This window comes from Vibrio furnissii CIP 102972, assembly GCF_000176175.1.
Classification (GTDB): domain Bacteria; phylum Pseudomonadota; class Gammaproteobacteria; order Enterobacterales; family Vibrionaceae; genus Vibrio; species Vibrio furnissii.
Genome location: NZ_ACZP01000014.1, coordinates 1,487,787 through 1,505,463, shown reverse-complemented (window position 1 = coordinate 1,505,463; position 17,677 = coordinate 1,487,787). Strand labels below are relative to the sequence as shown.

At 52.1% G+C, this 17,677-nt stretch carries 17 protein-coding genes; 6 read left to right on the top strand and 11 right to left on the bottom strand.

Features of this window, described 5'->3' with window-relative positions; all coding sequences use genetic code 11:
* Window positions 1–25 precede the first annotated feature (25 nt).
* The 10 genes from VFA_RS17085 to VFA_RS17040 all read right to left on the bottom strand — a co-directional run bounded on the left by VFA_RS17085 (window position 26) and on the right by VFA_RS17040 (window position 10,157).
* Window positions 26–1,264: an allantoate amidohydrolase gene (locus VFA_RS17085; RefSeq protein ID WP_004728106.1), complete on the bottom strand. Its 1,239-nt coding sequence runs from the start codon at window positions 1,262–1,264 to the stop codon at window positions 26–28.
* Window positions 1,265–1,327: 63 nt separating this feature from the next.
* On the bottom strand, window positions 1,328–2,560 hold the full coding sequence (locus VFA_RS17080) for a pyridoxal-phosphate-dependent aminotransferase family protein (protein WP_004728105.1): 1,233 nt from the start codon (window positions 2,558–2,560) through the stop codon (window positions 1,328–1,330).
* Between the two features lies 1 nt (window position 2,561).
* On the bottom strand, window positions 2,562–4,127 hold the full coding sequence (locus tag VFA_RS17075; protein ID WP_004728103.1) for a gamma-glutamyltransferase family protein: 1,566 nt from the start codon (window positions 4,125–4,127) through the stop codon (window positions 2,562–2,564).
* An 11-nt stretch (window positions 4,128–4,138) separates the two neighbouring features.
* Complete coding sequence (locus VFA_RS17070; protein WP_004728102.1) at window positions 4,139–5,320, bottom strand: amidase; 1,182 nt, start codon at window positions 5,318–5,320, stop codon at window positions 4,139–4,141.
* A 100-nt stretch (window positions 5,321–5,420) separates the two neighbouring features.
* On the bottom strand, window positions 5,421–6,419 hold the full coding sequence (locus VFA_RS17065) for a bile acid:sodium symporter family protein (RefSeq protein ID WP_004728101.1): 999 nt from the start codon (window positions 6,417–6,419) through the stop codon (window positions 5,421–5,423).
* 46 nt (window positions 6,420–6,465) lie between these two features.
* Window positions 6,466–7,284, bottom strand: a complete 819-nt coding sequence (locus VFA_RS17060; RefSeq protein ID WP_004728100.1) for a MurR/RpiR family transcriptional regulator — start codon at window positions 7,282–7,284, stop codon at window positions 6,466–6,468.
* 19 nt (window positions 7,285–7,303) lie between these two features.
* Complete coding sequence (locus VFA_RS17055; RefSeq protein WP_004728099.1) at window positions 7,304–8,032, bottom strand: amino acid ABC transporter ATP-binding protein; 729 nt, start codon at window positions 8,030–8,032, stop codon at window positions 7,304–7,306.
* The gene (locus VFA_RS17050; protein WP_004728098.1) at window positions 8,019–8,669 is read right to left on the bottom strand and encodes an amino acid ABC transporter permease; all 651 of its coding nucleotides are present in this window, start codon (window positions 8,667–8,669) and stop codon (window positions 8,019–8,021) included. The genes VFA_RS17055 and VFA_RS17050 overlap by 14 nt, the downstream gene beginning before the upstream one ends.
* Before the next feature lie 12 nt (window positions 8,670–8,681).
* A complete protein-coding gene (locus tag VFA_RS17045) occupies window positions 8,682–9,350 on the bottom strand; it encodes an amino acid ABC transporter permease (protein ID WP_004728097.1) in 669 nt (222 codons plus the stop codon).
* Window positions 9,351–9,365: 15 nt separating this feature from the next.
* A complete protein-coding gene (locus VFA_RS17040; protein WP_004728096.1) occupies window positions 9,366–10,157 on the bottom strand; it encodes a transporter substrate-binding domain-containing protein in 792 nt (263 codons plus the stop codon).
* 553 nt (window positions 10,158–10,710) lie between these two features.
* On the opposite strand from VFA_RS17040, the gene VFA_RS17030 reads away from it, so the two are divergent.
* From VFA_RS17030 to VFA_RS17010, 5 genes are all read left to right on the top strand, one after another.
* Window positions 10,711–11,382, top strand: coding sequence for a GntR family transcriptional regulator (locus VFA_RS17030; protein ID WP_004728095.1), 672 nt, complete (start codon window positions 10,711–10,713; stop codon window positions 11,380–11,382).
* A 3-nt stretch (window positions 11,383–11,385) separates the two neighbouring features.
* Entirely contained in the window at window positions 11,386–12,117 is a 732-nt protein-coding gene (locus VFA_RS17025) for an aspartate/glutamate racemase family protein (RefSeq protein ID WP_004728094.1), read from the top strand.
* Window positions 12,118–12,139: 22 nt separating this feature from the next.
* Window positions 12,140–13,066: an allantoinase PuuE gene (gene puuE, locus VFA_RS17020; protein ID WP_004728093.1), complete on the top strand. Its 927-nt coding sequence runs from the start codon at window positions 12,140–12,142 to the stop codon at window positions 13,064–13,066.
* A 234-nt stretch (window positions 13,067–13,300) separates the two neighbouring features.
* Window positions 13,301–14,686, top strand: a complete 1,386-nt coding sequence (locus VFA_RS17015) for a nucleobase:cation symporter-2 family protein (RefSeq protein WP_004728092.1) — start codon at window positions 13,301–13,303, stop codon at window positions 14,684–14,686.
* A 127-nt stretch (window positions 14,687–14,813) separates the two neighbouring features.
* Window positions 14,814–15,296 carry a peptide-methionine (S)-S-oxide reductase gene (locus VFA_RS17010; RefSeq protein ID WP_004728091.1) on the top strand — a complete coding sequence of 161 codons (483 nt, stop codon included), beginning with the start codon at window positions 14,814–14,816 and terminating at the stop codon, window positions 15,294–15,296.
* Window positions 15,297–15,534: 238 nt separating this feature from the next.
* Here VFA_RS17010 and VFA_RS17005 read toward each other — a convergent pair whose 3' ends face one another.
* Window positions 15,535–16,404 (bottom strand): AraC family transcriptional regulator, encoded by an 870-nt coding sequence (locus tag VFA_RS17005; RefSeq protein ID WP_038152372.1) that lies wholly within the window; start codon window positions 16,402–16,404, stop codon window positions 15,535–15,537.
* A gap of 110 nt (window positions 16,405–16,514) precedes the next feature.
* Here VFA_RS17005 and VFA_RS17000 point away from each other — a divergent pair, with 110 nt between their 5' ends.
* Window positions 16,515–17,663 carry an aminotransferase-like domain-containing protein gene (locus VFA_RS17000; RefSeq protein WP_004728089.1) on the top strand — a complete coding sequence of 383 codons (1,149 nt, stop codon included), beginning with the start codon at window positions 16,515–16,517 and terminating at the stop codon, window positions 17,661–17,663.
* The last annotated feature ends 14 nt before the right edge of the window (window positions 17,664–17,677 follow it).

Genomic DNA, 17,677 nt, shown 5'->3' with positions numbered 1-17,677 from the left:
CAGTTGAATTATCCGATGATGACGGTTAGCGAAAGCGTTTCACCATCTCAACAAAGCAGTTGAGTGCGGTCAGCACATCAGCTTCCATCACCTGCTCTCGCGGATGGTGACTGATCCCTTTTTCACAGCGCACAAACAGCATGCCAATGTCGGTGAGTTTGGTCATAGCCAGCCCGTCATGCCCTGCACCACTCGGTAGAAAACGGGGCGCGATCTGGGTGACGGTTTCGACCACATCCGCCCATTGTTGCTGAAGCTTCTCACTGCACAACACCGCTTCCGCTTGGTAGATGGTTTGGTAGTCAAACCCCAAGTTGCGATTGCGGGCAATGTCGGCAAGCTGTGCCAACAAATCAACCGTGCACAGTTCTAATGTGGCTTGCGACAAACTGCGAATATCAATCGTGAAACGGGTGTCGCCAGGAATCACGTTGACAGCGCCCGGCAACACGTCACATTTACCAACGGTGGCAACAATCCCATTTTGCTGCGCGAACTTCTCGATGGCGATGATCATTTCCGCAGCGCCACACAACGCATCGCGGCGTAAATCTACTGGCACGGTGCCCGCATGGCCCGCCATGCCTTTCACTTGGCATTGAAAGCGCTTCGCACCAGCAATCCCGGTGACCACGCCGACTGGCAGGTTCTCCGCTTCCAATACTGGGCCTTGCTCAATATGCACTTCCAGATACGCCTGCGTATCTTCCGCCAAACGTGCATCGCAGCCAGCCAGTTGTGGATCCAGGCCAAACGCACGCATCGCATCCGCCATCGAGATGCCATCGGCATCTTTCACGTCCAGCCATTGCGGATGAAAGCATCCAGCCACGCCGCTGGAACCGATCAATGTGGTGTTAAAACGGGTGCCTTCTTCATCGGCAAACGCAACCACGTCGACATGAAACGGAAACGCTTCATCCGCCAGTTGAGCAAGCGTTTCGATGGCCAGCAGTACGCCTAAATTGCCGTCATATTTGCCTGCATTAGTGACGGTGTCACTATGAGAGCCGAGAATCAGCGTCGGTTGGGTCGGATTGGCGGACACTTTACGCCCCCACTGATTACCGACACTGTCTTGCCAGGTTTCAAGGCCCGCATCACGCATCCATTGCGCCAGCTGGTCATGGGCGGCGCGATGCTGAGGCGTCAGATAGGCGCGCGTGATTGCGCCCTCGTCAGCGCTGAATTGAGCCAGCGTGTCGGCTTGCTCCATCAGCTTTTTCGCCTGCTGCGCCATGGTATTTTTTTCTGCTGTAATCATCAGCGCTCCTTGCGTTGATTCGCCAAACTCACGTTGTATTTTGCATCCACCTGACTGGTGTGATTAGGCATAGAATTCCATTGCCGCAACGACGGATTGCCCCGGCACAATCGCTGCTTTGTGTTTGATCAAAATCGCTTCCAGCGCTGCAAGCGTTGCCAGCACGCATTCTTGGCGGGCGTTGTATCCCATGGTTCCGATGCGCCAAATTTTGCCATGCAGCGGACCAAACGAGGTGCCAATTTCAATCCCGAAGCGTTGCAGCAGCTCAAGGCGAATCGCATCACCATTCACATTGGCCGGAATGTAGACGCCGACCACGTTGTTCATTTTGTAAGCTTGGTTGCCGAACAATTCCAACCCCATGGCACGCAGGCCTGCCGCCAGCGCATCCCCTGCTTGTTGATGGCGTGCAATCACCTTGTCTGCGCCTTCTTCAAGGAAAAGGCGCGCACATTCACGTGCGGCATAGAGCATCGACGTCGCTTCCGTATGGTGGTTCAACCGTTCTGGGCCCCAGTAATCCATGATCATCGCCAAATCGAAGTAGTTGGACTGAATCATCGCCTCTTCGCCTTGGGTGTGGTGGTCGGCACGAATGCCCGCTTCGACGTGTTTACGGCGGTTAATCACGGTTGCGCAGCGATCGCTCAGGGTAATAGGCGCTGAACCGGAAGGCCCGCCAAGGCATTTCTGCAAGCCAGCCGACACCGCATCAAGATGCCATTCGTCGACTTTAAGATCGTTCCCCGCAATTGATGCGGTAGCGTCACAGTAGAACAGCACGCCATAACGCTGACAGATTTCGCCCATCTCTTTGAGCGGCTGGTTCATTGTGGTGGAGGTATCGCCTTGCACGGTCGCGAGTAGCTTCGGTTGAAACGCTTTGATTGCCGCTTCGACTTTTTCCGGCGGGCACACTTCCCCCCATTCGATATCGATGGTCTTCACTTCAGCGCCAACGCGCTGAGCAATTTCACACAGCAAGTGACCAAAGCGGCCAATCACCGGCACCAGTACCTTGTCGCCGGGCTGTAACACCGACACCAATACCGCTTCAATGCCGGAGCGCGCCGTGCCATCCACCAACAGGGTCTGCTGGTTTTGGGTCTGGAAAACACCGCGATACAGGGACTGCACCTGATTCATGTAGCCGGTCATGACCGGATCGTACTGGCCAATCAGAGACTGAGAAATGGCCTGATGAACGCGTGGGTAGGCATTGATTGGTCCCGGGCCCATCAGCAGACGCTGTGGTGGGTTCAGGGTTTCAAAAAGTTCGTTTTGGGCGGTCATGTTATTCTCCAAGTAAACTGGTTCCATCACTACGAGGATCGCTGGTCGCACACGCCTTTCCATGCGTATCGAGAATGATTGCGCCAGCGTGTCCCATGAGTTCGTTGCAATCGGCCACAAAGGTGACATCGTGGCCACGTTGTTTTAAGGCATCGCCATATTGCTCATACAGCGATTGTTCAAGTCGTAAATTGTTGGTGCTGTTGCCCCATGTGCGGCCAAGCAGCCAACGCGGCGCAGCAATCGCATCACTGAGCGAGAAATTTTGATAGTGGTAGCGGCTAAACAAGCACGCTTGCGTTTGTGGCTGGCCTTCGCCGCCCATGGTGCCGTAACTCATGCGGCGGCCATCAGCGAGTTCGGCATAGGCCGGATTCAAGGTATGGAACGGCTTTTTGCCCGGCGCCAACACATTGTGGTGACGGGCGTCGAGCGAGAAGCTCTTTGAACGAATGTTCCACAAAATGCCCGTTTCTGGTAAAAACACACCCGAACCGAACTCCCAATACACGCTTTGAATGAAGCTCACCATGGTGCCGTATTGATCGCTCGCGCCCATCCAAATGGTATCGCCCGGTTTGGCCTGATGCGGCCAAGGCAGCGCCTCATTTAAGGACACATTGGCCGCACACTGGTCAACAACGGCGTCGATGAGCCATTCCTGCAGCGGCTGGCTTAAAAATTCTTCGTCGCACACTTCTCGATCGCGAATGATGAAGGCTTGTTTGGTCGCTTCAACCAACAGATGAATGTGGTCGACTTCGCTTTGCGCTTGTGATGCCAGCCGATCGTAAATCGCCAGAATCAACAGTGATGCCACACCTTGTGTGGGCGCGCCGAAGTTGTATAAACGCCCTTTGGCAGTGTTGACGGTGAGCGGTGCCATCACTTTTGCCTGATGAGCGTGAAAGTCGTCCAACGTCAGCGGGCTGCCTGCGGCTTGCAGCTCTTTCGCCGCAGAGGCGGCGATCTCGCCACGATAGAAATCATCTAGCCCACGCTCAGCCAAGGTTTGTAATGTGTTGGCCAGCGCCTCGTTCACTAAGGTATCGCCGACTTTGAGCGTTTGGCCCTGCTTGAGAAAGTTCTGCGCAAAAGCTTGCAATGAGGCTAGGCGTTCAAAGGTTTTTTCGCTGGCGTTGACTAAGCTTTGCGTCACTTCCACACCGTCACGGGCGGCATCAATTGCAGGTTGCAGCAGTTCGGTTAACGTCAATGTCCCCGCATCTACTTCCAGTGCTTTTTGCCACGCTGCAATGGTGCCGGCCATGGTAATCGCCGATTCACCGCCACTGAATGGCAGTTCATCACCCAGCGCGCGATAGTATTCGACATCCACATTCAACGCTGCAGCGCCACAGCCATCGATAGCAACGGGTGTCTGGCCTGCTTTAGCGATTAGCCAAAAACTGTCCCCACCAATGCCGTTCATGTGCGGGTATTGCACCGCAATCATCGCGGCAGCAGCGACCATGGCTTCACTGGCGGTGCCGCCAGCGTCGAGAATCTGCTGACCGACTTGCGCGGCCTTAAAGTGCGGGGCAGTAAATGCCGTTTGATGCTTCATTCACGTTCTCCTTAACATGCGCCGTTGTAAACGGCTTCACCCGTGACAAGCAGCGTCTCTTCCTGATGAGGCAAACCCATCAGTGAGATACCGCACGGGCCTTCTAATAATTCTTCCATGGGCAGATGGAGTTGCGGTAATCCCGACAGTCCTGCAATGCTGGTCAGCCCCATCAACTGCGAGCGATAGACCGCCAGTTCACCAGCCGGCATCGTCAGTGACGGCGGGCCCGATGGCGTGGTCGGTATTGCCCACAGGCAACGTTGTTGCTTCAGGTGTGTCAGTATCTGTTGCTGAAAATCCTGTTGTCGTCCTTTCGCGTGGTCATACTGCTCACAAGTGATGGTTCTGGCCCACTCAACGCGCTCCCCGATCGCCGGATCCAGACTGTCGCCATACTGCGTGAGCCACGCATCGTGATGTTCGATAATTTCAAAACCTTGAATGGTGCGAAACAGTAAGCTCAGGTCCGTCAGTGACCAGCCATTTTGTGCCAGAACATTACCTTGAATGATCTCAATCCCCGCGCGCTGACACTGCTGGCTCAAACGTTCAAGACGAGCGGCGCTCATCACCGCTTGGCACTGCGCATCGAGATAAACGCGCGTCACTCGTTCGCCGGATTGATGACGTGCCACCAGCACCGACCACACATCGCGCATCAGGCGTAAGTCACGCGTGAAAATGCCGGCGGTATCGAAACTTTTCGCTAATTCAAAACAGTGGGACAGATCAAGCGTGCCGAGGGTTGGACGCAAGCCAAATAAGCCGCAATAACTGGCCGGCACGCGGATTGACCCACCCGTGTCGGTGCCGATAGCAAAGTCGCAATCGTTTTTCGCCACTGCGACCGCGCTGCCACTGGATGAACCGCCGGGAATACAATTCGGCGCTTTCGGATTGATGGGTGTGCCGTAATGACTGTTCTGACCATTGAGGCTGTATGCCAGCTCGTCGGTTTGAACACGGCCAACGCATTCAGCGCCCTGCCCGAGCAGCGCGGTGATCAGTGGTGATGTGGCCGTCGCCATTTGATGGGTTTTCAGCCAAGTGGGATTGCCCGCACCTGTGGCGTAGCCTTCGACGTCAAATAAATCTTTGAAGACAAATCGGGTGCCAGAGAGCGTTCCCTGCGCGGTGGCGGGCAGCGTGTCTGGCCCCTGAGCGCAATAAATACGAGCGTCCTTACTCATTCTGTATCCTTCCGTGGTGTTCCTTTTAGGCGCTGAATCCGCAGCACCTAAGCTTTTGTTGATTTTTTGAAGCGATTTGCAGCGAATCGACTGATGCTGCTTAGTTGGTCACCGTCTTCAGGGATTCGCTTTGGCGCGCGTAACGGTTCGCCAGTACTGCGCAGTAGAAAATCTGAATCGGGTGATACAGCATGATAGGCAGCAAAATCATCCCCAGCGATGGATCCGCGCCGAAAATCACCTTCGCCATCGGAATGCCCGCGGCCAGTGTTTTCTTCGTCCCACAGAACACCGCAGCCACTTCATCCGGCAACGTAAATTTGGTGCGGCGTGCGCCCCATTGAATCAGGTGCACCATAAACAGCAGAATCACGGTACAAATCGCAATAGAGCTGACCAGCAAACCCATCGAGAACTCGCTCCAAATGCCATTCACCACGGAATCACAGAAGGCGTTGTAAACGATGAGAAGAATCACGTATTTGTCGACCTTATTGACCACCGCTTTATGACGATCCACCCAAGCGACTAAATAAGGACGCATGAGTTGGCCCGCAATCATCGGTAGCAGCAAGAGTTTGGAAATCGAGATCACCGAGTCCAGCAAATCCAGTTGTACGCCTTCAAATCCCATAAAAAGTTGAATCAAAAGTGGTGTGATGAACACGCCAATAATACTGGAAAGTGATGCGTTAAAGATTGCGCCCGGAACGTTCCCTTTGCCGACGCTGGTCATTGCCACCGACGACGAAATGGTGCTTGGCAGAACGAGTAGATAACAGAAGCCAAATGCCAGCGCCGCAGGCATGTAAGCGAGGAACGCCTCACCAAAAATGACCCACAGGATCGGGTAAACCACGAATGTCGCGATTTGAATGTAAATGTGTAGACGCCAGTTAGTCACGCCCGCTTTGATCGCTTGAGGAGAAAGCCCAAGACCATGGAGGAAGAAGACAATGGCGACGCCGACGCCCGTCAGTTGATCCAAGTGGATCATGCCACCGGAACGGCCAAATTCAGACGTCACAGTCGCCAGCAGAATGGCAACCACCATCCCGACCAGAAACCATTCCTTTTTGATTTTTGCTAATACATTCATGTCGTTATTTTTGCTCTTTGTTATGTTGTGTGATGTTACGTTTGAATTATTCCACTTCGTTCAATTGCGCATAGCTGTGCGAGATATGGCGACTCAGCTGGGCGGCATGTTGTCCGAGGTGACGATACACTTTGTTAACCAAATAGGATATTAAGCTCATAGGCACGGCATAGCTATCCAAAGGTGCCTGATTATTCATATGACACACTAAAAAATGTGCCACAGCATCGGCATACTTCTGACCCGATTGGTCGGTGATCAGTAAACACGGCTTACCGCTCAGGTGATGAATGATCTTTTCAAACTGAGCAACGCGTCGGCGGATACCAATCACAATGACAAAATCGTCGTCCGCAATCGAGACCAAATCTTCTCCCAAGGTCTGGCCCGGCAACGGCAGCAGCTCCACGTTGGCGCGACACTGCATCAGTTGCTGACGAAAATGCATCGCCAGCGGGTAACTGTTCCGATAGCCGATGATTTTCACCCGTTTGGCGTTGGCGATGGCCTCAACCAATTCCGTGACATCCAGCGTCGCTAACTGCGCCCATAGTTGCTCTAAGGCGCGCATATCGTGTTGAATTTCTGGGTCTTCGATATTGGATGTTAATACCGGAATCCCCTTTTCGCGCTCCTGCATCAGCTCCTGACGAAGTGCAACATGATCCTCATAACCCAGTTGACGAATAAAACGACTCACGCTGGTTTTCGATACCGAGCAGGCTTCAGCGATTTCAGCCGTCGACAGCATTAAAATCTTTTCCGGATTCAGTTGCAGATAGTCTGCCACCCGGCGGCTGCTTTCGGTCAAGCGTGAATATTGCTGGGTAATTCGTTCACTGAGTGAGTGGTGATTATTGGTCATGCTGACTCCATCAAGATGATTAACGAACGGCGGATAAAAAGCTTTGTAGCTCTGGGGTTTGCGGCGCTGCAAACACGGTTTCACTCGGCCCGGTTTCCCACACTTTCCCCTGATTCATAAACACCACGCGATCGCCCACATCGCGGGCAAAGTTCATTTCGTGCGTCACCAGAATCAGTGTCATCCCTTCCGCTTTCAGTTGTTCCAGCACTTTCAGCACTTCGCCAACCAGCTCCGGGTCCAGCGCTGACGTGATTTCATCACACAACAGCACTTTCGGATTCATGGCTAATGAACGTGCAATCGCCACGCGTTGTTGCTGGCCGCCGGACAGATTGGTCGGATAGGCATCAAACTTATCGGCCAGACCGACTTTTTCGAGCAGTTCACGGGCCAGTGTTTCACACGCTTCACTGCTTTTCTTTAAGACCAGCTTTGGTGCCAGCATCACGTTCTCGCCGACGGTCATGTGCGGGAACAGGTTGAAGCTTTGAAACACCATGCCCACACTGCGGCTCAACAGGCGCAATTTGTAATCGTCGTTTTCTACCGCTTGGCTGTCCACAATGATCACGCCTTCCTGGTAGTCTTCCAAGCCATTCATACAGCGCAGCAGCGTACTTTTCCCCGAGCCGCTGCGGCCGATGATCGACACCACTTCACCCGGATTGATTTTTAAGTCGACCCCTTTCAGGACGTGGTTTTCGCCATAATATTTATGGACTTGTTCAACACTAACGAGCGACATGGTTTCGAGTCTCCAAATATCGGGCTAACGCAGAAAGCGGAAAGCAAATGGCAAAGTAAAGCAGTGCAACCAGCGCGAACACTTTGAACGGCTGGAATGTGGCGTTGTTGAGCATGGTGCCGGCTTTGGTCAGCTCAACGAATCCGATGATGGATGCCAGCGCAGTGCCTTTAACAATCTGAACCGAAAATCCGACCGTTGGCGCAATGGCCAGACGCGCGGCTTGCGGCGCAATGATGTAACGCATGGTCTGCAGATAGCTCAGCCCCAAAGTGCGGCACGCTTCCCACTGGCCTTTCGGCAGTGATTCGATACAGCCGCGCCAGATATCGTGAAAAAAGGCACTGCTGAATAACGTCAATGACAACACGGCGGCTGTCCAGGCACTGACTTCCACGCCCACGAGGGATAAACCAAAGAAGGCGAGAAACAGCTGCATCAGCAGCGGCGTGCCCTGAAACAGTTCCACATACAACTTGATGACGCCGGTAAACACGGAGTGTCGCGTGCTACGCAGCAAGGTAATCAACAGTCCGAGCAACCCGCCGCCGACAAAAGCGATCAGCGACAGTGCAACGGTCCAGCGAGCGGCCATCAATAGGCTGCGAAAAATATCCCAATCGGTAAATTGCATCATGGTGGCGCTCTCCTACAACGACGGGTTCTTAAACGAGACACGTTTAACGAACGCAAACATCTGGCGCATCACAATCGCAAGCACTAGATAAATCGCCGCCGTCAGCATGTACGATTCAAAACTCAGAAAACTGCGCGACTGAACGAAGTTGGCCGCAAACGTCAGATCTTCCACCGAAATCTGTGACACCACCGCAGACCCCAACATCACAATGATGCACTGGCTGACAAGCGCCGGATAAACACGTTGATACGCAGGCGGAATCACAATGCGTGTAAAAATCTGCATGCGGGTCAATCCCAAAGTTTTCCCTGCCTCCCACTGCCCTTTTGGTGTCGCTTCGATACCAGCGCGAATGATTTCCGCCGAATACGCCCCCAAGTTAATCACCATCGCAATCACGCCCGCCTGCCAGGCGCTGAGTTTGATACCGAGTGCCGGCAGACCAAAAAAGATAAAGAACAACTGCACGATAAACGGGGTGTTACGGATCACTTCGATGTAGCAGGTGCAAACAAACTTCAGCCATTTGGCCTGACTGGTTTTTGCGCCCGCACACAATGTGCCGAGCAACAGTCCGCCAACGGTTGAGATGATGGTCAGTTCTACGGTGGTGCCCAACCCTGCCACAAACTGTGGCAGGTAAGGCGTCAAACCGCTAAAGTCCAACTGATAGCTCATGCTTCGCCCTTCACGTTACGCACCCAGATCCGCAGGAAACGGTGCTTTCAGCCATTTTTGCGAGAAGCCTTCCAACACACCGTCTTGTTTCGCTTCGGTGATCAGACGGTTCACTTCTTTTAGCAGTGCGTCTTCGCCCTTCATCACCCCCACATAACATGGTGAGTTTTTCAGCAGGAACTTCGTTTGTGGCGCTTTGGCCGGATAACGAGTTGCGATTTCTGTCACCACCAAATTGCCGGTCGCAATCAGGCTCACCTGACCAGACAGGAATGAGGACAACGTGGCGTTGTTATCTTCAAAACGTTTGATGGTGGCGTCGCTCGGCGCAATCTTGCTCAGTTCCAAATCTTCCACTGAGCCGCGTGTCACACCGATGGTTTTGCCGCTCAGATCCTGCGCGCTGGTCACCGCTTCATCCGATGAACCAAATACGCCGAGATAGAAAGGCGCATACGCCGCACTGAAATCGATCACTTTTTCACGTTCCGCATTTTTACCCATGCTCGAAATCACCAAATCCACTTTACCGGTTTGCAGGTAAGGAATTCGGTTTGCACTGGTGACCGGCACCAATTCCAGTTTGACATCGAGCTTTTGGGCCAGATACCCGGCCATATCAATGTCGTATCCGTGAGGCTTAAGGTCAGTCCCCACAGAACCAAAAGGCGGAAAGTCTTGGGGAACCGCAACTTTCAACACCCCTTTCTGTTGGACAGACTCCAGTTGGTCGGCTTGCGCGGTGGTCGCACCGAACAACAGGCTGGCAGACATGAGCACACTCGACATTGCTGCAACTATTTTCATTGTGAATCTCCTTATCGATAATGAAACGTTTGAAACATCTATCGAGTCATTTGCAACGATTGCGCCAACTTAAGATAAAAATAAAAACCGTAACGATTTTATTAACTTAGAAACAATCATCGGCGTTTACGCCCTGAAGAATGACGTCTATGGTGGAACTTTTGGTGCAGAATCGATCAATGGTGGTGCAATCGTTTCAGCCCCACTTCTGTTCTTTATCCGGAAGCAAATCTGCGTTAGCGAGTCTGTCGCTGACTGGGAATTCCTTTTTCATCATGTCGCATCCTTGTTTTCACATTGTATACAATCGTAAATACAAGGAGCGTGCCAAAATCGAAATGTATTGAAATCACTGGCTTTCGGTGATGATAGCCACTTTGAACTAGACTTAGAATGCACCACGAAAGTTCAGCACGCCACATGTTAGTGCATAAAATTTCAGCAAATTGGCGATTTAAAATCGAGAATGACGGATTGATTGGCCTGTAGACCTTTCACAACATGGTATACATATTGCAGCGGTAAGTTGTATACAACAGTAAAGAGAGTGCGTATGTCTAACGACGAAAAAATTTATCAAAAGATGCTGAAAGCGATCGTCGAGCACCAGCTTCCCCCAGGCGAAAGACTGCCAGAAGATAAACTTTCAGAAGCGTTTGGTGTGAGCCGAACAGGGATTCGAAAAGTGCTGCAACGTTTGGCGCTGGAGCGGTTTGTGGTGATTCAGCCCAATAAAGGCGCGCAGGTGAACCGCCCCAGCCGCCAAGAAGCAGAAGAAGTGTTGGATAGCCGCATTATGTTAGAACCACTTCTGGTGCCTGAAATCAGTGAAAACTGGAATCTGAAAGTCGCGCAGCATTTTCGTGACATGGTGGCGCTGGAAAAACAGGCAGACAATGAAGGCAATCTCTCTAAATCGATTCAACTGACGGCGAAGTTTCACTATGAACTGGCGCGTATGGGAAACAATCAGGTACTGGCAGAGTTTATTGAGCAGTTGTGCTACCGCTCATCGCTAGTGATAGCCGCCTACGGTACGCGCGAAAGTGTGAGCTGCGATTGTGGCGATCATGTTGAGCTGATTGATCTGCTCGACCAACGTAAAGTCGGCCAAGCACAAGAATGGATGCGCCACCACCTACTTCACATCAAACAGTCGATCTCGTTAACGGGCAAACAGGATGCTCAGGTGGATTTTAACTCGCTGTTCGCGCACATGGATTAATCAATGAAAATTCAACTGATCAACCCCAATACGTGTCAGGGCATGACCGACAAAATAGCACTTTCTGCGCAGTCTGTATGTTTATACAGTAGTGAAATCATCGCCCGCAATCCGGCGCATGGCCCGGAAAGTATCGAATGCGCCTTGGATGAAACCATTGCCGCCGCAGCGCTGCTCGATGTGATTGCACAAGGTGAAGCAGAAGGCGTTGACGCCCATATCATCGCCTGTTTTGGCGATCCGGCGATAGATGCCGCGCGCGAACTGGCTTCAGTACCTGTCATTGGTATCGCGGGCGCAGCATTTCAATTGGCAAGTTTAGTGTCACACCGCTTTGGTGTGGTGACCACCATGTCGCGCACGCTGCCCGCAGCCGAGCATCTACTGCATCGTTACGGCTACCATCATCTGTGCTCAGGCGTTCGCGCAACCGACATCGCGGTGCTGGATCTGGAACAGATTCAGGCATCGGCCTATCAACAGTTGTTGCAAGAGTGCCGGGCTGCCATCAACCAAGACGGCGCGGAAGCGATTGTGCTCGGCTGCGCCGGGATGTCTGATTTAGCAGCCGAACTCTCCGCGGCGCTCAATGTGCCAGTGATTGATGGTGTGGCAGCCGCCGTCAAATTAGCCGAATCATTACAAGCACTCAAACTCACGACGTCCAAAAGCGGCAACTACGCCGCGCCACTTCAAAAATCATTTCACGGCCGTTATCAACATTGGAGCCGTTAAGTCAGTGACAAGGAACTTCGATATGGAAATCTCAAATCCTCGCGATTACATCGGCTACGGCCGCGACAATGTACCGGATGCCAACTGGCCAGGCGGCGCAAAAATCGCGCTGCAGTTTGTCTTGAATTACGAAGAAGGCGGAGAAAACTGCGTCTTACACGGCGATCCGCACGCCGAAACCTTTTTATCGGAAATTGCGGGCGCCGAGCCGTTCCCCGCTCGCCACATGAGCATGGAATCCCTGTATGAATACGGTTCGCGCGCTGGGGTGTGGCGCATTCTTAACGAATTTAAAAAGCGGGAATTACCGCTGACCATTTTTGGTATTGCGACTGCGTTACAACGTAACCCAGAAGTAACACAAGCCTTCATTGAAGATGGGCACGAAATCGCATGCCACGGTTTAAAATGGATTCATTACCAGAACATGCCGATCGAGCAAGAGCGCCAGCACATGTATCAGGCACTCGATCTGATTGAATCCCTCACGGGGAAACGCCCAATCGGTTGGTACACTGGCCGCGATTCCCCCAACACCCGCGAGTTGGTCGCTGAACAAGACGGTTTGCTGTATGACTCAGATTACTACGGGGATGACCTGCCATTCTGGACCCAAGTGCCAGACAACAAGCATCCCGGTTCAACGCGTCCGCACCTGATTGTGCCCTACACCTTGGATACCAACGATATGCGGTTTTCCTCCCCTTATGGGTTTAGTCACGGGGAAGAGTTCTTTCAGTATCTCAAGGAGAACTTTGACTGTTTGTACGCAGAAGGTGCCGATAAACCCAAAATGATGTCGATCGGTCTACACTGCCGCGTCATTGGTAAGCCCAGTCGTTTTATGGCGTTAAAGAAATTCCTCGACTACGTCGCGCAGCATGAGGGTGTTTGGGTGGCGACTCGCGAACAAATTGCTCGTCACTGGATTGCGCATCACCCGGCTTAACTCGTTGATTCTGTTTTTACAAACCGCCGCGACGCCCTTCCTGTCCGGCGGTTTTTTTATGCAACCCAATTTAATGCAAGTGCACCACAATCGAACAACATTTCAGCACCAACATTCGTGCGTTATAGCCTAACTCGCTGAATTACCTTGACTAACTGGTCAGAAATTTACTGGCATAGTGTTTGCTGTATTGATGCAAAATATGTCAACAATATTGTATACAAGGAAGTCAGTATGTCTCACAAGGAAAGTCACGACCTGATTTACGGGCTCGACGATAAGCCAACGCCTGGCGCAGCACTGTACGCAGGCCTGCAACATGTGCTGGCCAGTTTTGTCGGAATCATCACCCCTACGCTGATTATCGGCGGCGTGTTGGGATTGGGCGATCATGTGCCTTACCTCATCAGCATGGCGCTGATTGTGTCTGGTATCGGGACGTTTATTCAAGCGCGACGCATTGGCCCAATTGGCGCAGGCATGATCTGTGTACAAGGCACCAGCTTCGCGTTTTTGAGCTCGGTACTGGCAGCAGGCTTTATCGCCAAAGCCAAAGGCGGTGGCCCGGAAGAGATTCTGGCGCTGATCTTTGGCGTCTGTTTCGTTGGGGCATTTATCGAAATTGTGCTTTCGCAATGCATTGGCAAGTTACGCCGCATCATCACGCCAATGGTCACGGGCATTGTGGTCACCACCATCGGCATTTCCCTGATTAAAGTCGGCATGACGGATTTAGCCGGCGGCGTCAACGCACCCGACTTTGGCCAATGGCACAACTTAGCGCTCGGCGCAGTCGTGTTAGTCACCATCATTGCACTCAACCGCTCTCGTCATTTGATGGTGCGCCTCTCTTCGATTCTGGTCGGCATGGTATTGGGTTATGTGGCCGCCGCCAGCATGGGCATGGTGCATCTGGGTCACGCCTTTCAGCAGCCGTTGGTCAGTATTCCGGTGCCATTCAAATATGGCTTTGACTTCGACTGGTACGCGTTTGTGCCAATTGCCGTGATTTATGCGATTACGGCGATTGAATCGACCGGCGATATCACCGCCAACTGCATGATCACCAAACAGCCCGTCACTGGCCCGGCGTATTTAAGCCGCGTGAAATCCGGCATTCTCGGCGATGGCGTGAACTCGATGCTGGCCGCGGTATTCAACACCTTTCCAAACACCACGTTCAGTCAGAACAATAGCGTGATTCACCTGACTGGCATCGCCAGCCGTTATGTGGGTTACTTTGTCGCGCTCATCCTGTGCGTATTGGGGTTGTTCCCGATGATTGGCGCGATTCTCACCACGATTCCCAAACCCGTGATTGGAGGCGCAACCTTGGTGATGTTCGGCACCGTTGCGGCGGCAGGTATTAAAATCATCGCGCGTGAGCGCTTGGATCGCCGCAATCTGATGATTCTGGCTGTTTCGTTTGGCATCGGTTTGGGCGTGATGCTGGTACCGGATGTGATGAAAGCGATGCCCAAGTTGCTGCAAAGCGTGTTTGGTTCTCCGGTGACCACCAGTGGCATTGCCGCTATTGTAATGACCTTAGTGCTGCCTGAACACGAGACAAATACAGCGTCCACATCATCGTCATCGGTGGCCGCCGTCAGCGAACGCTGATCTAGCCTGATTCCCATACAGCCAAAGCCTGCGTTCAAGCAGGCTTTTTATTGCGTCTGATCGGGTTTCTCCTACCGCCTCAATTTGCTAGAGTCGCACCACATTCATGACGTTGTAGATGTAAACAATGGAAGAGATTTATTTTGCGGGCGGCTGCCTGTGGGGCGTTCAAGAATTTATGCGCCATTTGCCGGGCGTGACACTGACCGAAGCTGGACGCGCCAATGGCACCACCAAAACCACACAAAGCGAATATGACGGCTACGCCGAGTGCGTGCGCATCCAATTCGATCCTGCGCAAGTCAGCATTGCGCAGTTGATGGATTACTTATTTGAAATCATCGACCCTTACAGCATCAACAAACAAGGTATCGATGTTGGCCCGAAATATCGCACTGGCGTTTACAGCCACAACCCGCAGCACCTAAAACATGCCGCCGAGTACATCGCCAAACGCCCAGATGCCGACCGCATCGCGGTTGAAGTGCTGGCGCTGACGAACTACGTAAAAAGCGATGATGAACATCAGGATCGCCTGACGCGCTTCCCAAGCGATTATTGCCACATTCCACTCGATGTGCTGCACAAATATCGCAATCCGAAGCAATAACAACTGGTTAGCGGCGAAGGGAGATCCAAATCTTCTTCATTCCGCAACAATTCTGTAAGACGGCGGCGTTACTGTACAAACGCTTAAACACGAGTCTTGTTTACGCATTACTCCATTTAAGGTCCATGTCCTTTTCTTACACCGCTTCTCTTAGGTACACGCCAGCCCCCTGGCGTGTTTTTTTTGCGTGTCGATGACTCATTGAATCAGATATGAATTGAATCAGATATGAATTGAATCAGAAGAAACTGATGGGGAGATAGAAGTCAATTTCAAACCGCTCATCTTCAGCCAGAAAATGGTTCTTGTGATAGTGGACATAAGCGGGTGTCGAACGCAGCTTATAACCCGAGGTGGGCAGCCATTGCTCAAAGATTTTGCTCACTTGTGGCAACAACTCACCATACACGCCATGCAGCCGGAACATGGCATGTAACCCGCCTGGAATCGTCATTTGATTCACCACGCCACGTACTTTCAGTGGTTCCTCAATTGCCAAACACGCCACGTATCGACATTGATTCAATTCAACCCAAGCGGGATTGGAGTGATGCAGGCCAAAGTGCTGATCAAACGGGCGCCCCTCTTCTTTCGCCCACGCTTTCAATACCAACCACGCGCGCTGGATCGAACGGTTATAGCCTTGATGGCGCACGTATGCCGTGAAACGCTCTTTGGTTTCCACTATTTTCGGTGTCGGTAGATCGAGGTTGGCAACGCGATTGTAGCCCGCCGCCACTTCGGGATCCTTCAAATAAGGTTGACTGTCGAGATGCTGCTCGCCCAGTCGCCAATTGCCCGGCGACATATGGAACGTTGCCTTAAACGCTTTTGAGAATGAGGAAAGCGAGCTAAACCCGCACTTGTTGGCGATATCAATCACCGAGGCGCTGTCATCAAACATCAATTGATTGGCCGCGTACTCCATGCGCGTGCGGCGAATGTATTGATGAATCGACTCACCGACAACCTGTTTAAATACACGATGAAAATGCTGTTCTGAATAGGCCGCTAAGTCCGCCAGACGTCGAGCGGATAAGTCATTGGTGATGTCTTGATGGATATAATACAAAATATCGTTAATTCGAGAGACGTGCTGTTGATTCATCGCTGAGATCGCATAAATGGACAAGTATTTGAGCATAAATGGACAAACAAAAATACGCAACGAGTCGTACTATTCGAAAGATAAAAAAAGCATAAATACAGGAAGCACATATGGAAATCGCCCGTTCACTGCAACAGATCAAGTCCTCTTACATCCGTGAAATTTTAGCTGCGGCAAGTGATCCAAACGTCATTTCTCTTGCTGGCGGTTTGCCAGATGAAAAAACATTCCCCATCGATCTGATGCGCGACACTTTAGCCGGTCTTGCAGAAAAACCTGAGGTTTTTCAATATGGTGCAACCGCAGGTTATGGTCCACTGATTGCGTTTTTGAAACAGTACTTTGATTTGCCAGCAACCCACGATGTCATGGTGTGTACCGGTTCTCAACAAGGCCTCGATTTGATTGCTCGCGCCTACATCAACCCTGGCGACAAAGTCGTGATGGAAGCCCCGAGTTACTTAGGCGCCATGCAGGTGTTTGGTTTGGTGGAAGCTGAGATTGTGACGGTAACACAGACGCCACAAGGCCCTGATTTGGCTGAATTGGAAGATGTGTTCCGCAACCAACACCCGAAAATGTTCTATGCGGTTCCCGACTTTCACAACCCAACCGGCATTAGCTGGGCGTTAGAAACACGCCAAAAAGTGGCAGCACTGTGCGAAGCGTATGATGTGGTGATGGTTGAAGATGTGCCTTACCGCGAGTTGCGTTTCCAAGGTAATGCTTTCCCGCTCGTTTCTGATTTCTGTCCAAACAAATCGATCGTACTGCGTTCTTTCTCGAAAATTGCATCACCAGGCCTGCGTTTGGGTGCGGTCTCTGGCCGCAGCGAATACCTGACGCCGATGATCAAAGTGAAACAAGGCGCAGATTTGCACTCCAGCGTACCGATGCAAGCATTGCTGCATGCGCTATTGGAACATCCGCAGTTTCCTGAACACCTGACGCGCATTCGAGAACTGTATCAATCTCGCAGCCAAGTGTTGTGCCATGAGTTGAACAAACAATTGCCGGCGGGATGTGAAGTGTACCCGGTGGACGGTGGCATGTTCGTGTGGATGACGATTCCACAATGCGACACGTTTGAACTGGCTAAACAGCTGCTGGCGAAAGGCGTGGCGGTGGTGCCAAGCCCCGTATTCTACCCGAATCCGGATAACGCCCCTTCCGCACTACGTTTGAACTTTACCAACTCCACGCCTCAAGAGCTGGCTGATGCCGCCGAGCGCCTGACGTCGGTCCTGCGCACGCTATAACCGTTCGCGATGAC

Bases quoted from the DNA above. Each gene is read 5' to 3' on its own strand.
- VFA_RS17085 (WP_004728106.1), bottom strand. From the start codon at position 1,264: ATGATTACAGCAGAAAAAAATACCATGGCGCAGCAGGCGAAAAAGCTG.
- VFA_RS17080 (WP_004728105.1), bottom strand. From the start codon at position 2,560: ATGACCGCCCAAAACGAACTTTTTGAAACCCTGAACCCACCACAGCGT.
- VFA_RS17075 (WP_004728103.1), bottom strand. From the start codon at position 4,127: ATGAAGCATCAAACGGCATTTACTGCCCCGCACTTTAAGGCCGCGCAA.
- VFA_RS17070 (WP_004728102.1), bottom strand. From the start codon at position 5,320: ATGAGTAAGGACGCTCGTATTTATTGCGCTCAGGGGCCAGACACGCTG.
- VFA_RS17065 (WP_004728101.1), bottom strand. From the start codon at position 6,419: ATGAATGTATTAGCAAAAATCAAAAAGGAATGGTTTCTGGTCGGGATG.
- VFA_RS17060 (WP_004728100.1), bottom strand. From the start codon at position 7,284: ATGACCAATAATCACCACTCACTCAGTGAACGAATTACCCAGCAATAT.
- VFA_RS17055 (WP_004728099.1), bottom strand. From the start codon at position 8,032: ATGTCGCTCGTTAGTGTTGAACAAGTCCATAAATATTATGGCGAAAAC.
- VFA_RS17050 (WP_004728098.1), bottom strand. From the start codon at position 8,669: ATGATGCAATTTACCGATTGGGATATTTTTCGCAGCCTATTGATGGCC.
- VFA_RS17045 (WP_004728097.1), bottom strand. From the start codon at position 9,350: ATGAGCTATCAGTTGGACTTTAGCGGTTTGACGCCTTACCTGCCACAG.
- VFA_RS17040 (WP_004728096.1), bottom strand. From the start codon at position 10,157: ATGAAAATAGTTGCAGCAATGTCGAGTGTGCTCATGTCTGCCAGCCTG.
- VFA_RS17030 (WP_004728095.1), top strand. From the start codon at position 10,711: ATGTCTAACGACGAAAAAATTTATCAAAAGATGCTGAAAGCGATCGTC.
- VFA_RS17025 (WP_004728094.1), top strand. From the start codon at position 11,386: ATGAAAATTCAACTGATCAACCCCAATACGTGTCAGGGCATGACCGAC.
- puuE (WP_004728093.1), top strand. From the start codon at position 12,140: ATGGAAATCTCAAATCCTCGCGATTACATCGGCTACGGCCGCGACAAT.
- VFA_RS17015 (WP_004728092.1), top strand. From the start codon at position 13,301: ATGTCTCACAAGGAAAGTCACGACCTGATTTACGGGCTCGACGATAAG.
- VFA_RS17010 (WP_004728091.1), top strand. From the start codon at position 14,814: ATGGAAGAGATTTATTTTGCGGGCGGCTGCCTGTGGGGCGTTCAAGAA.
- VFA_RS17005 (WP_038152372.1), bottom strand. From the start codon at position 16,404: ATGAATCAACAGCACGTCTCTCGAATTAACGATATTTTGTATTATATC.
- VFA_RS17000 (WP_004728089.1), top strand. From the start codon at position 16,515: ATGGAAATCGCCCGTTCACTGCAACAGATCAAGTCCTCTTACATCCGT.